Consider the following 14385-nt stretch of genomic DNA (forward strand, 5'->3'; position numbering starts at 1 on the left):
CACGGTGGGGGAGGACGATTTCCGGCGCCTGGAACATCTGGTGGCCGAACTCGACGCCCGGGGCCTGCTCGCGCGAGTCGTGCGCACCCCGTCGGGCCGCGCCTACGTGCGCGTGATCAACCCCGACGCGACGAGCCTCACGGAGAACGTCGTCTGCCAGGCGGCCGACTACTGGTGGTCCTGGGGTGAGCGGATGCACCGGGCGGACGACCCCGCCGGAGCGGCCACGAAGGTGGCCCGTGTGCTCGCCGCGGTGAGCGAGTAGGGGAAGGCGGCGGCCCCAAGGTGGGAGCACGGTGAAAACGCAGTCGCCGTGGGCCGCCGCGATCACCGCGGCCACGGGGGCGGGCAGGACGCCCGGTGCGGAGCGTGGCCGTCGCGCCGCCCCGGCGCGACGGCGACGCTGCGGCGTCCCGCCCGCCCCGACCCGTCCGCATTCCGGCACGACCGGCGGGCCGACCGGCCCGCCGGCACCATGGACCGCCGTCCGGCCCCGTCGAGCAGGTGGGGCCGGGCGGTGATCGGGGGGGATCCCCCACTTGGAGAACGGCGACGGGCACGCTTCCGGGTGCGCGCCCGCGTCCTGCCACACCGTCACTGGAGCGTGTCCGGTCCGCCCTCCGCGGCCCCGGACGGGACGCGCTTCCGTCTTCCCCGGCGATGTGACGGAGGCCGGATCAGTCGGCAGTATTGGCTACGTTCATGACCTGCCGTTGATCCGATCCAGGGGGGATCCACCTCGTGTTGCCGCTGTCACCCGCGACGCCAGATCCTGAGCCGACCGTTCTGGACCCCACGGAGATGGGGCAGCAGGTGATGAAGGCGTGTGATAACAACGACGGCATCTTCTGCACCGTCTTGAACAGCGCCTTTCCGAAGAAGGACTTCCCGGCCTGGATACAGCTCGTCGCGGGCATCGTGGACGTCCTGCTGCTGATCGTCCTGATCCTGGCCGGAGCGATGATCATCCGGAAGGTCGTCCACCGGCTGATCACCCGGCTCACCGTGCGGGCCAGCGTCGGCGTGCTGCCGGAGCGGCTGCGCGGCAAGGCCGTGCTGACCAGCACGGAGGCCGCAGCGGCGATCATGACCGAGCGCCGCCGGGCACGCGCCGAGACGATGGGCTCGGTGCTGCGGAGTCTCGCGTCCGTCGTGATCCTGGGCACCGCGGCTCTGATGATCTTCGCGAAGCTCGGGGTCGAACTGGCGCCGCTGCTCACGAGTGTCGGAATCATCGGTGTGGCGGTCGGCTTCGGCGCCCAGGAGCTGGTCAAGGACTTCATCGCGGGCATGTTCATGCTGCTGGAGGACCAGTACGGCGTGGGCGACGTGATCGACACCGGTGTGGCCGTCGGCACGGTGGAGGCCGTCACGCTCCGCATCACCCGCCTGCGCGACGCGGACGGCAAGGTCTGGTACGTGCGCAACGGCACGATCACCCGCATCGGCAACGAGTCGCAGGGCTGGTCGAGGGCCCTGGTGGACGTCCCGGTCCCGTACGACAGCGACGTGGCGACGGTCCGCGACCTGCTCACGAACATCGCCCACGACATGTGGGAGGACCCGGAGTACCGGGACACGGTCATCGTCGAGGAGCCGCAGGTCTTCGGCCTCGAGTCGGTGTCGGGCTCGTCCGTCATCTTCCGCGTCACCGCGAAGACCGTGCCCGCGCGGCACCTGGAGGTCGCCCGTGAGCTGCGCCTGCGGGTGAAGCGCGCCTTCGACGACAAGAGCCTCACCTTCGCCGCCTGACCTTACCGATCGGTAGCTGGCCTAGGCTGAAATCGTGACCAGCGAGCAGACCCTGTCCTTCTACGAGGCAGTCGGCGGCGAGGAGACCTTTCAGCGGCTCGTCCACCGGTTCTACCAGGGCGTCGCGGACGACCCCCTGCTGCGCCCGATGTACCCCGAGGAGGACCTGACCGGCGCGGAGGAGCGGCTGCGCCTGTTCCTCATGCAGTACTGGGGCGGCCCGAGGACCTACAGCGAGCAGCGCGGCCACCCCCGGCTGCGGATGCGGCATGTGCCGTTCGTCGTCGACGACGCGGCACGCGACGCCTGGCTCAGGCACATGGGCGAGGCCGTACGCTCCCTCGAACTGCCGGCCGAGCTGGAGAAGCAGCTGTGGGACTACCTCGTCTACGCCGCCCACAGCATGGTCAACGCTTAAGCAACGGAAGCAGCGGGCAGCCAAGGACACATGGAAACAACCCCCTGGTGGCGTGATGCCGTTGTCTATGAGATCTATGTCCGCAGCTTCGCCGACGCCTCGGGCGACGGTACGGGCGACCTGGCGGGAATCAGGGACCGCCTGCCGTACCTCGCCGAGCTCGGCGTCGACGCTGTCTGGCTGACCCCCTTCTACCCCTCCCCCATGGCCGACGGCGGCTACGACGTCGCCGACTACCGCGACGTGGACCCGTTGTTCGGATCGCTGGCCGACTTCGACGACCTGGTCGCCGACGCGCACGCGCACGGCCTGCGGCTGATGGTGGACATCGTGCCGAACCACAGCTCGTCGGCCCACCCCTGGTTCCAGAAGGCCCTGGCGTCCCCCAGGGGCTCGCAGGAGCGCGAGCGGTACATGTTCCGGGACGGCGGCCCCGAGCGCGGCGGAAGCGGCCACGGAGAGCCGAACAACTGGCTGTCCACCTTCGGGGGCCCGGCGTGGACCCAGGTGCCCGACGGGCAGTGGTACCTCCACCTGTTCGCGCCCGAGCAGCCCGACTTCAACTGGCGCAATCCCGAGGTGCGGGAGGAGTTCCTCGACATCCTCCGGTTCTGGCTCGACCGGGGAGTGGACGGCTTCCGGATCGACGTCGCGATGGGCCTGATCAAGGAGGAGGGGCTGCCCGACACGGACCCGGGCTTCGGGGCGCGGTCGCCCATCTGGAGCCGGCCGGAGGTGCACGACATCTACCGCGAGTGGCGGCGGGTGCTCGACGCCTACCCGGGCACCCGCGTCGCCATCGGCGAGGTCTGGACCGACTCCGCCGAGGACCTGGCGTTGTACGTGCGGCCGGACGAGCTGCACCAGAGCTTCAACTTCGCCTGGCTGGAGGCCCCCTGGTCGGCCACGGCCTTCCGCAAGGTCATCGACGACACCCTCAAGGCCGTCACCTCGCCGACCTGGGTGCTGTCCAACCACGACGTCGTACGGCACGTGACCCGCTACGGCCAGGGGTCGCTCGACCCGGGGGCCGGCCTGGCACGGGCTCGCGCGGCGCTGCTCGCCATGCTCGCCCTGCCGGGGTCGGCCTATCTGTACCAGGGTGAGGAACTCGGGCTGCCCGAGGTGACCGATCTCCCACCCGAGTCACGGCAGGACCCGATCTTCGCGCGGTCGAACGGCGAGGTGCCGGGCCGCGACGGCTGCCGGGTGCCGCTGCCCTGGTCGGGCACCGAGCCGCCGTACGGATTCGGGCCGGGCGGCTCGTGGCTGCCGCAGCCGGCGGACTGGGCCGACCTCACGGCCGAGCGGCAGGCGGCCGACCCGTCCTCGACGCTGTGGTTCTACCGCCGGGCGCTGCAGACGCGGCGGGAGCTGCGCGGCACCCTGCCCGACGCCATCACCTGGCTGGAGTCTCCGGAGGAGACGCTGTTGTTCCGGCGCGGCCGCCTGATCTGCGTGATCAACTGTGGTGAGGGCGCGGTCACGCTGCCGCCTCACGACCAGGTGCTGATCACCAGCGGTCCGCTCGACGGCACCTCTCTGCCCGCCGACACCGCGGCCTGGCTGCTCGCGGACTGACCTCGCCATGTCCCCGGGGCCGGCCGCGGGCCCTCGCCGTCGCGGCCGGTCGCCGGCCGTTCCGATGCCGGACGCCGTGCACGGGACGCGCCGGTGCCCCGTCCCGTCCCGGCGCGTGACCGGCGATGGGGGCGCCGGCCTCAGGACGGGAAGGAGAACCGCTTGAGGTAGGCGAGTTCGTCCTCGTCGAGCCTGCGGGGACGGGCGGCCCCGGCGTCGTAGGCGACCATGATCGTGCGCGCCTCGACGTAGAGCGTCTCGTCGTCGCGGATCTCGTACGCAAGGGTGAAGCGGACCCTGGAGATCTCGGTCACCCACACCTCGACACGTACCGGGTCGGTGCGGAAGGTCAGGGGCCGACGGTAGTCGATCTCGTGCCGGGCCACCACGAGGTCCTGACGGCGACCGGCGTCCTCGCGCGGCCGGTCCCACAGCATGGACACCCGCGCGTCCTCGAGGTAGTCGAAGAAGCGGACGTTGTTGACGTGTCCCAAGCTGTCGATGTCGGCGAAGCGCACCTTGCGCTCGAAAACGTAGCGGGTCATCTGATCCGGGAGGTCACGCAGCTCGGTCACCGGTCAAACCTAACGGGCGCCCGTCCCCCGCCCGGTGGCGGGGGACGCGGGCCGTTGGTCCGATCAGTCGCGGGTGAGCTTGCGGTAGGTGACGCGGTGCGGGCGGGCGGCATCCGCGCCCAGCCGCTCGACCTTGTTCTTCTCGTAGTCGGCGAAGTTGCCCTCGAACCAGAACCAGTTCGAGCCCTCTTCCCACGCCAGGATGTGGGTGGCGATGCGGTCGAGGAACCACCGGTCGTGCGAGGTGATCACGGCGCAGCCCGGGAAGTCGAGCAGCGCGTTCTCCAGGCTGGACAGCGTCTCGGTGTCGAGGTCGTTGGTGGGCTCGTCCAAGAGCAGCACGTTGCCGCCCTGCTTGAGGGTGAGCGCGAGGTTGAGCCGGTTGCGCTCGCCCCCGGACAGGACGCCCGCGAGCTTCTGCTGGTCGGGGCCCTTGAAACCGAACGCCGCGACGTACGCCCGCGAGGGCATTTCGACGTTGCCGACCTTGATGTGGTCGAGGCCGTCGGAGACGACCTGCCAGACGTTCTTGTTCGGGTCGATGCCGGCCCTGCCCTGGTCCACGTAGGAGATCTTGACGGTCTCGCCGACCGTGATGGACCCGGTGTCCGGAGTCTCACCCCCGGTGATCATCCGGAACAGCGTGGTCTTGCCGACGCCGTTCGGGCCGATGATGCCGACGATGCCGTTGCGCGGCAGGTCGAAGGACAGCTCGTCCATGAGCAGCCGGTCGCCGAAGCCCTTGCTCAGCTTCTCGGCCCGGATGACCGTCGTGCCCAGGCGGGGGCCCGGCGGGATCTGGATCTCCTCGAAGTCGAGCTTGCGGTACTTGTCGGCCTCGGCGGCCATCTCCTCGTAACGCTGGAGACGGGCGCGGCTCTTGGTCTGGCGGGCGCGCGCGTTGGAGCGCACCCACTGCAGCTCCTCCTCCAGGCGCTTCTTGCGCTTGATGTCCTTTTGACCCTCAACCTTCAGACGCGCGGCCTTGGCCTCCAGGTAGGTGGAGTAGTTGCCCTCGTAGGGGTAGCAGCGGCCGCGGTCCAGCTCCAGGATCCAGTTCGCGACGTTGTCCAGGAAGTAGCGGTCGTGGGTGACGGCGAGGACGGTGCCGGGGTACTTCTCCAGGTGCTGCTCCAGCCACTGGACGCTCTCGGCGTCGAGGTGGTTGGTGGGCTCGTCGAGCAGCAGCAGATCGGGCTGCTCCAGCAGCAGCTTGCACAGGGCGACCCGGCGTCGCTCGCCACCGCTGAGCTTGGTCACCTCGGCGTCGGGCGGCGGACAGCGCAGCGCGTCCATGGCCTGCTCGAGCTGGCTGTCGAGGTCCCACGCGTTGCGGTGGTCGAGCGCGTCCTGCAGGCGGCCCATCTCCTCCAGCAGCTCGTCGCTGTAGTCGGTGGCCATCTGCTCGGCGATTTCGTTGAACCGGTCGAGCATCGCCTTGGTCTCGGCGACGCCCTCCTCGACGTTTCCGAGCACGGTCTTCGACTCGTTGAGCGACGGCTCCTGCAGCAGGATGCCGACCGTGAAGCCGGGCATCAGCCGGGCCTCGCCGTTGGACGGCTGCTCCAGCCCCGCCATCATCTTGAGCAGCGTCGACTTGCCCGTGCCGTTCGGGCCCAGGACGCCGATCTTGGCCCCCGGCAGGAACGACAGCGTGACGTCGTCGAGGACCACCTTGTCACCGTGCGCCTTGCGCACGCGCTGCAACGTGTAGATGTACTCCGGCATACCGTCAAGCCTAGGGGATAGCACCGGCAGCGCCGTCCGCGCTGCGGGGAGGCGGGGCCACGGGGGCGGCGGGGAGGCAGACCCTGTCCCTGCCGAGCTCCTTGGCGCGGTAGAGGGCGAGGTCGGCGGCGGCCAGCAACTCGATGAGATCCTCACCGTGCACGTTCATGATGGCCACCCCGGCGGAGACCGTGACCGTGACCGTCGCCTGCTCGGCGGGGACCACCATCCGGCCCACCCGGGCGCGCAGCCGCTCGGCCACCCTCCGCGCCTCGTGCACGTCGGCGCCCGGCAGCAGCACGACGAACTCCTCGCCGCCGAACCGCCCGACCACGTCGTACTCGCGCAGCTGGGTGCGGAGGGTGGCCGCCACCTGGGCGAGGACCTGGTCGCCGACCAGGTGGCCATAGGTGTCGTTGACCTTCTTGAAGTGGTCGATGTCCACCAGGACCAGCGCGAGGGTGTCCCCGGTCCGCTGGGCCCTGACGATCTCCGTGTCCGCCTCCCGCTGCCAGGCGGCCGCGTTCAGCAGGCCCGTCTTCGGGTCCGTACGGGCCGCGGCCTGCAACTGCGCGTGCAGCAGGCTCCGCTGGAGCAGCACGACGGGCGGCAGCACGAGCAGCAGCAGTGCCAGGTTGAGCCCGCAGACGGCCGCGACGAGCACGCCGAGGCAGAGCTCGACCGCGTCGAGGAGGACGCGTTCGCGGTCCCACAGGACCTCGCCCCAGCGGCCTTCGGGGTCCGACGCGTGCGCCGCGACCGCGATCAGCGCGGTGTTGAGCACCGTGAACAGCACCGCGCAGGCCGCCGCGACCGCGATCGGCCCGCCCTCCCCCGACGACAGGTGCGAGGGAACCGGGATCGAGCGATGGAAGACCGCCGAGGCGGAGGCCGCCGCGAGCCCGATCGCCGCGGCGCTGAACACGCGGCGGTACAGCACCGTCGCCCGGACCCTGAGCTGCAGCAGGATCTGCATCGGTATGGGCGCGAGCAGGGCGTAGACCGGCGGAAGCAGGAACGCCACCGGCAACCACCAGGCGGACAGCAGGTCGCGGGACACACCGGCCGGCATGCCGAGACGGCGGGTCGCCTCGATGCACACCGCACCGCACGCGGTGAGCGCCGCGAACATCACCAGGTGAGGGGCGTGGAACGCGGTGGACCTCGCCAGCACGGCGATCAGGACCGCGTCGAACGCCACGATCGCGCACACGTAGGACACGAGTGCGGGCGGCTGGGCCAGCAGCGGCCAGCGACTTCGCGAGCAGATCGCGCTTCGCGGCCTGGCCGAGGTCTGACCGGTCACCGTCATCCCGCCCCCCAGTAGCCGAACCCGTAGCCGAAGCTCCATCTCACGATGAGTAACACAATAATTGCGGAGTGTGCGAAGCGCGACGGGAACCGCTACCTTGGCACGGTGGCCATCTGCTTCTGATGGGCTAAGGGAGCATCTGCGGCGGTTTGCCCGCGGACTCCCGCGGCCCCGAGCGGACGGGCACGACGGGTGCGGGGGGAAGAGAGCGAAAGCGGGCCACCGCCGGAAGGAGCAGCCATGGTGCGAGGCGTCATCTGGACCTGACCGGGCCCTGCGAAGCCGGCCCACGTGGCGCCCATGGCCCGCATGCGCCCTCCCGCACGCCGTCCCAAGTACGCTCCCGCACGCCGTCCCACGTGCGCTCCCGCACGCCGTCCCACGTGCGCTCCCGCACGCCGGCCCACGTGGCGCCCATGGCCCGCATGTGCGCTCCCGCACACCGTCCCACTGCGCCTCCCGCACGCCGGCCCACGTGCGCCCCGCGCCGTCCCATGACCGCGCGTGCACCGGACAGCGCGTACCGCGCCCCTCGGTAGCGAAAGGCAAGGAGCGCTGCCCGGCGGGAGGGCCGTCGGCGTGTCTTCCGATCGCGGAAGCACCTCGCCCGCAACCGCCTGCCGCGCAGCCGCGCCCGATGTCGCGGGCCTTTCCGGCGCGGGGCGACGGCGCTGTCAGGCGGCGAGTGCGCGTGGGAGCCAGGCGTCCTCGCCGCTCTGGTGGTCGCTCTCCACGGTCTCCGGATCAGACGGGTCATCCGGATCAGACGCGTCACCCGGGCCCGACACGTCACCCGGGCCCGACACGTCACCCGAGGCGGACGCGTCGCCCGGGCCGGACGTGGCCGCCGTCGCCTCCGGTGCGTCGCCCGCGTCGGTCTCCTTCGGCCCGGCGGTACGTCCCGTGTCGCCGGCCCGCCAGACGTCGCGGGCGCCGGCGGTCTCCCCCGCTGCGGCGGCCCGCAGGGCCCCGTCGTCCGTGCCTCGCTCGCCGACGAGGGCGTCGAAGGCCTCGTCACCACCTCCGTCGGCGGCGACTCCCCCGCCGAGGACGGCGGTGCCGGTGAGCTCCCACTCGCGCGTCGCGTCCTCCATCGCCTGACGCTCGCCGTCGCTCGGCGCGCCCGCCGAGTAGGCCCGGATCGGCTTCTCGAACGTGGCGATGCCCCACTTCAGGTCATGGCCCACGGAGCCGGCCTCGATCTCCGCCCAGAACCGCTGCTCGCCGTCGCGCTCGAACTGCTTGATGCGCAGCTTGCCGTACACCACGACCGGGTGGCCCTTGCGGACCGACTGCTGGACGTTGTCCGCCAGTCCCCGGTAACAGCGCACGGTGTAGTAGGTGGTGTCCCTGGTCTGCCAGGTGTTGGTCTGCTGGTCGAGGACGCGCCTGTTGACGGCCATCCGCATCGAGGTCACGCGAGAGCCGTCGCGGAACTGGTACTGCCGGGGGTCGTCGGTGACGTTCCCGCTCAGCGTGACGTAGATGTCGTTCATCGATGTGCCTCCCCGGCCCGGTCACTCGCCGGGCTCGGGTGACCACATTGGCCGGGGACGTCACCGCCCCACCGGCCAGAACCGCATTCTGTGGATGACGCGGCACCTGTGGACGACAGCCTGTGCACGACGGCATGCGGGACGGCGGCCCCATGCGGACGGCCGCCTCCGCGGCGTCGCGCGTCAGCGCCGGGTGGCCGCCATCGCGCCGAAAAACTCGTTGTACCGGTCCAGCTCGCGCTCCACCGGCTGGACGACCATGTCCTGCGCCAGGACGCCCACCCGGCGCCTCATGTCGCCCTCCAGCCGGTCGCGTTCCTTGCCCGCCGCGAGCACCACGAAGTTCCTGCTCGCCATGGCCGAGAACAGCCCGAGCCCGAGGACGCTGATCATCATCAGCCCCACCCAGGGCAGCACGCCCACGTCGCCGAGGACCTCGGCGGGCGGACGGCCCGCCTTGAACACGCCGTACGCGAGGATCGCGCCCGCCCAGGCGAGGCTCGCGACGAACATGACCACCAGGAGGTACTGCCAGATCTTCAGCAGCCACCACCACGCGGGCACCCGGTCGAGCGGCGGAGCCACCTCCGCCAGATCGTTCGACAGCGCCTCGGGAAGCTCGTCCACCCGCGAGCGGGCGGCCTCGCGCACCCCGTCGCGCCATACCTCGGGCATGCCGGCCGTCAGCCCGTCGGCGAGCGCCTGCACCGCGTTGTCGACCTCGGCGGGCTGGGCGGTGACCGAGCTCGCGACCAGGCCGCGGATGTCGTCCTTCACCGCACCGAGACGCAGGCTCTTGAGCGGGTCGGGCCGCAGCCGGGCCGCCCAGCGCGCGTACGGCCAGCCGACCCAGTCGGCCGAGCGGACGGCGTGCACGTTCTCGAGGGCCTCACCCAGGGCGGAGACGCCGATCGCGTCGCACAGCGCGTCGACCAGCCCGGCACGCCGCGCTCCGTCCACCGTGGGCTCCGCCCGCAGCAACTCCGGCATGTCCTTCACCAGCCGCTGCACGAGCCGGTCGAGATCGGCTTCGAGGCGCTGGTAGGCCGCCCGCCGGGCGGCCACGGACTCGGCCAGGACGGCCTTCAGGCTGTCCACGCCCTTGCCTGTGGTGGCGGACGTCGCGACCACGCGGGGGCGGGCCACTCCCTCACGCCGGAGAAGCTCTTCCAGGTCGGTCACGCACTCCGCCTGCTCCTCGGGGGTGAGCCGGTCGGACTGGTTCAGCACGAAGACCGTCACCGCGTCGTGCCCGGTCAGCTCGGTCACGTAGCGCCGGTGCACCGAGGCGTCGGCGTACTTCTGCGGGTCGAGCACCCAGACGATGAGGTCGGCCACCTGGATCAGCCGGTGGGCCTCGTGATCGGTGAGCGCGCGGATCGAGTCGTGGTCGGGCAGGTCGAGCAGGATCAGCCCGTGCAGCTGGCTCTCGCCCTTGTCGAGGGCGCTGGCGCGGGCGAACCGGTGCCGCCACTGGATCTGCAGCCAGTCGAGCAGCGGGCCCGCGCCGTCGATGCCCCACACGCAGGCGTGGGTGCGCGCGGTGGTGGGCCGGCGTACGCCGATGGGCGACAGCTCCAGCCCGGAGACGGCGTTGAACAGGGACGACTTCCCGCTGCCCGTGCCGCCCGCGAGCGCGACGACCGTGTGGTCGGACGACAGCTTGAGCCGGTCGCCCGCGCGCAGCAGGAGCTGGGCCGCCTCCGTGAGCAGCGCCGGGTCGAGCCGTCCCTGTCCCAGCTCGACGATCTTGGCCAGGGCGGCGAGCCTGGAGCCGAGCCCGTGCTGCGTTTCGGCGGTGCTGAGAGCCGTCATGGATTCCTCACCGTGGTGCCGGGGGCGTACTCGGGTGTGAGCCGCCGGATCGGCTCCGTCATCGTGCGACCTCGAGGTTGTACGTTGCCTGGTACAGCCGCGTCGCCGCGGCCTCGTCCGGGATCCCGGCGCTGTCGAGCGCGTCGACGTACCGGAGCGTCTCCTCGTCGAAGAGCAGGCCGACGCGGGCGCGCAGGTCGCTGCGGGCCTTGGCGCTGATGTTGCGCAGCGACTCCGCGCCGAGCAGGCCGCGCAGCAGTCGCTGGGGCAGCGCGCCGGCGGCGGCGCCCGCCGGGGCGTCCGTGGCGCCGTAGCCGAGCAGGCCGATCATGAAGATCAGCGAGAGCGACTCCACGTCGAACGAGATCAGCTTGGCCACCGACCGCTTGGTCACGCCCTCGGTGCGGATCAGTTCGGTGACGTGGTCCTGCCAGGCGGTGATGGTCCTGGTGATCCTGCGTCCGATCTCCTCCGACGGGCGGCCGAGCCCCGGAGTCGCGGCCAGCCGGTCGCCCGCGCCCGCCCGCTGCCGCCACCGCGCCACGACCTCCTCGGCGGCCTGCTGGACGGCCGTGTTGACCAGCGCTTCGAGGCCGCTCCGCAGGGCGGTCCGCAGCCCGCGCACGCGCTCCGGACCCTGCTGGTGGCCCTTGCCCCCGCGCCGCAACTGCAGGGTGCGCATGAGGTCGCCGGAGCCGGCGAAGTCCTGCCACCGCGCGAGCACCTCCCCGCGCAGCAGCGAGCCGTCCCTGGTCGCCTCGTCGATCCCCGCCAGGACCCCCATGTACGCCGCGTCGACGTCGGAGCGCAGGTCGGCGCGCAGGGCGACCTGGGTCTCCAGGTGCCGGGCGAGGGCGGGCAGCCGGGTGCGGAAGCTGTTCAGCACGCCGTTCAGCGTGGTCTTGACCGCCGCCTCCCGCCGCTCGTCGTCGACGGACAGCGCGGACAGCCACATGCGCAGGTCGGCGATCTCGATCTCGGGCAGCCGCCCCTCCCGTACGGCCGTCTCGTTGATGACGAAGCACTCGACCTCGCCCAGGCCGTACTCCTTCAGCATGCGCCCGAAGTGCTTGACGACGACGTCGCGGGACTTCGGCGGCACGCGGGACAGCACGATGACCAGGCGCGCCCCGCGTTCCTTGGCCCGGCGCAGCAGACCCCAGGACGGCGCGTCGGCGTACCGGGACGCCGTGGTGACGAACACCCACAGGTCGGCGGCGTCCAGCATGCGATGCGCGATCTCGTGGTGCTCCTCGACGACCGAGTCGATGTCGGGTGTGTCGAGCAACGCGAGTCCCCGGGGCAGGGACGGGCTCGACGTCAGCACCACGCTGCCGGGCGGGGCGTCCCGCCTGGGTTCGTCGAGCCTGTGCAGGTCGCCGAGGAGGTCTCCCCTGGCGTACCACTCGTGGTCGTCGGGGTGACAGGCGAGCACCGGCGTCGCCGTCGTCGGGCGGCGCACGCCCGTGGCCGAGACCTTCCGCCCGGCGAGCGAGTTGACGATGGTGGACTTGCCCGCCCCCGTCGAACCGGCCACGACGATCAGCGCGGGCGCGGTGCTCATGTGGACGCGCGGGATGACGTAGTCGTCGAGCTGCGCCAGGACCGCCGCCTGCGCCTTGCGCGCCTCCTGGGAGCCCGGCACGTCGAGACCGAAGTGCAGGCCCTTCACCGCCGTACGGAGCTGGTTGAGCGCCTCGGTCAACGCCGCGGAGACCGGCTCCGGCATCGGGAACGAGCGGACCCGGTCGTCGCCGGACCCGTCCTCCTCCTCCGCGGTCTCCGCGTCGGTGACGTCCTCGGCGTCCTGTTCGCCGTCGCCGCCCTCCGGCCCGCCGCCCTCCGGCCCGCCGGCTTCCTGCCCGCCGGCTTCCTGCCCGCCGGCTTCCTGCCCGCCGGGCTCCTGCCCGCCGGCCTCCGCGTCCGCGGAGGAGCCTTCGGGCGCGTCCCCCGCGGCGCCGTCCCCGGCGTCGTCGTCGGCCGTGTCGTTCACAACAGTGCCGTCCGGGGCCGCGCCGTCCGGGACCGCGTCGTGCGGGACCGTGCCGGGGTCGGCGGGCCGTTCGAGGCCGTCGTCCACCTCGGGGGCGCGGTCGTCCTCCTCCCCGGAGGAGTCCGGAACGGTCTCCTGCGCGATCTCCACGGCGGGCTCGGACGGTGCGGGTGCGGACGGTGCGGGTGCGGACGGTGCGGGCAGCGGCCCGCGCGAGTCCGAGGGGCGCGAAGGAAGCTCCGGATCGGGCTCGTCGTCGCGGATCGGGCGGAACGCGACGGTCCGCTCCCCCGGCGACTCCGGGTGCTCCTCGATGTCCGGCTCCTCGGTAACGGCGTCGCCGGAACCCGCACCGGTCCCGTGGTCGGGCGTGTTCCTGGCTGCCGATCTCACGGGACCCGCTCCGCTCGCACCATTTCGATCTCCTGGCCGACCTTGACGACCTCGCCGACGATCACGATCGCCGGAGGCCGCACTCCGGCCGCGGTCACCCGTTCCGCCACGGTCGACAAGGTGGCGGCAACGGATCGCTGGGTCGGAAGAGTACCGTCCTGTACCACCATCACGGGAGTTTCCGGTGAACGTCCGTCTCGAACCAGCGTTTCGGCGATCTCCTTGATCCGTTCGACCGCCATGAGAAGTATCAGGGTTCCGCTCGATCGCGCCAATCCGGGCCAGTCGACGGTGGACCTGGGGTCGCCGGGTGCCACGTGCACGGAGATGACATGGAACTCCTGGCTCACCCCGCGGTGGGTGACCGGGACCCCGGCGGCCCCCGGCACCGCGACCGCGCTGGTGATTCCGGGCACCACGGTCACCGGGATGCCCGCCCGGGCACAGGCGATCATCTCCTCGCCGCCGCGGCCGAAGACGAACGGGTCGCCGCCCTTCAGCCGCACGACGAACTTGCCCGCGCGGGCGTGCTCGACGAGCAGTTCGTTGATCTTCTCCTGGGACAGCGACCGGCCGTACGGCACCTTCGCCGCGTCGATCAGCTCGACGTCGGGCGACAGCTCGTCCAGGAGCGCGCGCGGCGCGAGGCGGTCGGCCACGACCACGTCGGCCTGGGCCAGAAGCTGGCGTCCCCGCACGGTGATCAGGCCGGGGTCGCCGGGACCGCCGCCCACCAGCGCGACGCCGACCGGCTTGGTGCGGTGCCGCCTGGCGTCCACGGTGCCGTCGCGCAGCGCGCCGACGATCGCGTCGCGGATGCCGGCCGCGCGGCGGGGGTCGCCGCCGGCGGTGACCGCGACGCCGACCTCGTCCACCCGCCCGCTGGCGGGGGTCCAGGCCGCCGAGGCGTCCTTGTCGTCGGCCCGGACGCACCAGATGCGCTTGGCCTCGGCCTCGGCGGCGACCGCGGTGTTGACGTCGCGGTGGTCGGTGCAGGCGTGCACGAGCCAGGCGCCGTCGCAGTCGCCGACCTGGTACGGCCGCCGTTCCCAGATCACCCGCCCGGTGGCGATGAGGTCGTCCAATGCCGGGGTGACGGTGGGCGAGATCAGGGTGACGGAGGCTCCGGCGTCGAGCAGTGCGGGGATCCGCCGCTGTGCGACGCGTCCGCCGCCGACCACGAGAACACGCCGCCCGTCGAGGCGGAGGCCGAGCAGGTAGGGCGCCATGACCCCAGTCTCCCTATCGCGTCAAGCGTGCATTGTTAGGAGGCAAACCTACCCGCTGGGCTCGGGCGACATTCACCGGTTGAGACTTGTGCG

General features: G+C 71.8%; 11 protein-coding genes. 4 read left to right on the forward strand and 7 right to left on the reverse strand.

The annotated features are described in order from the left end of the window. Positions 1–4 precede the first annotated feature (4 nt). From AAH991_RS29510 to AAH991_RS29525, 4 genes are all read left to right on the forward strand, one after another. Positions 5–265, forward strand: coding sequence for a hypothetical protein (locus AAH991_RS29510; protein WP_030509616.1), 261 nt, complete (start codon positions 5–7; stop codon positions 263–265). A 551-nt stretch (positions 266–816) separates the two neighbouring features. Further along, the gene (locus AAH991_RS29515; protein WP_346229191.1) at positions 817–1752 is read left to right on the forward strand and encodes a mechanosensitive ion channel family protein; all 936 of its coding nucleotides are present in this window, start codon (positions 817–819) and stop codon (positions 1750–1752) included. 34 nt (positions 1753–1786) lie between these two features. Then, the gene (locus AAH991_RS29520) at positions 1787–2170 is read left to right on the forward strand and encodes a globin (RefSeq protein WP_346229192.1); all 384 of its coding nucleotides are present in this window, start codon (positions 1787–1789) and stop codon (positions 2168–2170) included. A gap of 30 nt (positions 2171–2200) precedes the next feature. Next, complete coding sequence (locus AAH991_RS29525) at positions 2201–3751, forward strand: glycoside hydrolase family 13 protein (RefSeq protein WP_346229193.1); 1551 nt, start codon at positions 2201–2203, stop codon at positions 3749–3751. A 140-nt stretch (positions 3752–3891) separates the two neighbouring features. On the opposite strand, the gene AAH991_RS29530 is transcribed toward AAH991_RS29525, so the two are convergent. The 7 genes from AAH991_RS29530 to cobA form a co-directional block, all read right to left on the reverse strand. Next, positions 3892–4326 (reverse strand): acyl-CoA thioesterase, encoded by a 435-nt coding sequence (locus AAH991_RS29530; RefSeq protein WP_346229194.1) that lies wholly within the window; start codon positions 4324–4326, stop codon positions 3892–3894. Positions 4327–4389: 63 nt separating this feature from the next. Further along, entirely contained in the window at positions 4390–6054 is a 1665-nt protein-coding gene (gene ettA / locus AAH991_RS29535; RefSeq protein ID WP_346229195.1) for an energy-dependent translational throttle protein EttA, read from the reverse strand. Between the two features lie 10 nt (positions 6055–6064). Next, a complete protein-coding gene (locus AAH991_RS29540; protein WP_346229196.1) occupies positions 6065–7366 on the reverse strand; it encodes a GGDEF domain-containing protein in 1302 nt (433 codons plus the stop codon). A 674-nt stretch (positions 7367–8040) separates the two neighbouring features. Then, positions 8041–8862: a single-stranded DNA-binding protein gene (locus tag AAH991_RS29545; RefSeq protein WP_346229197.1), complete on the reverse strand. Its 822-nt coding sequence runs from the start codon at positions 8860–8862 to the stop codon at positions 8041–8043. 183 nt (positions 8863–9045) lie between these two features. Then, positions 9046–10677, reverse strand: coding sequence for a GTPase (locus AAH991_RS29550; protein ID WP_346229198.1), 1632 nt, complete (start codon positions 10675–10677; stop codon positions 9046–9048). Positions 10678–10735: 58 nt separating this feature from the next. Next, positions 10736–13063: a dynamin family protein gene (locus tag AAH991_RS29555; protein WP_346229199.1), complete on the reverse strand. Its 2328-nt coding sequence runs from the start codon at positions 13061–13063 to the stop codon at positions 10736–10738. Continuing rightward, positions 13060–14292, reverse strand: a complete 1233-nt coding sequence (cobA, locus tag AAH991_RS29560; RefSeq protein ID WP_346229200.1) for a uroporphyrinogen-III C-methyltransferase — start codon at positions 14290–14292, stop codon at positions 13060–13062. The genes AAH991_RS29555 and cobA overlap by 4 nt, the downstream gene beginning before the upstream one ends. Between the last annotated feature and the right edge of the window lie 93 nt (positions 14293–14385).

Source organism: Microbispora sp. ZYX-F-249, from assembly GCF_039649665.1.
GTDB lineage: Bacteria > Actinomycetota > Actinomycetes > Streptosporangiales > Streptosporangiaceae > Microbispora > Microbispora maris.

What these genes read in the sequence shown, in the direction of transcription:
- AAH991_RS29515 (WP_346229191.1), top strand. Translation starts at nt 817, where the DNA reads ATGAAGGCGTGTGATAACAACGACGGCATCTTCTGCACCGTCTTGAAC.
- AAH991_RS29525 (WP_346229193.1), top strand. Translation starts at nt 2,201, where the DNA reads ATGGAAACAACCCCCTGGTGGCGTGATGCCGTTGTCTATGAGATCTAT.
- ettA (WP_346229195.1), bottom strand. Translation starts at nt 6,054, where the DNA reads ATGCCGGAGTACATCTACACGTTGCAGCGCGTGCGCAAGGCGCACGGT.
- AAH991_RS29540 (WP_346229196.1), bottom strand. Translation starts at nt 7,366, where the DNA reads ATGACGGTGACCGGTCAGACCTCGGCCAGGCCGCGAAGCGCGATCTGC.
- AAH991_RS29545 (WP_346229197.1), bottom strand. Translation starts at nt 8,862, where the DNA reads ATGAACGACATCTACGTCACGCTGAGCGGGAACGTCACCGACGACCCC.
- AAH991_RS29550 (WP_346229198.1), bottom strand. Translation starts at nt 10,677, where the DNA reads ATGACGGCTCTCAGCACCGCCGAAACGCAGCACGGGCTCGGCTCCAGG.
- cobA (WP_346229200.1), bottom strand. Translation starts at nt 14,292, where the DNA reads ATGGCGCCCTACCTGCTCGGCCTCCGCCTCGACGGGCGGCGTGTTCTC.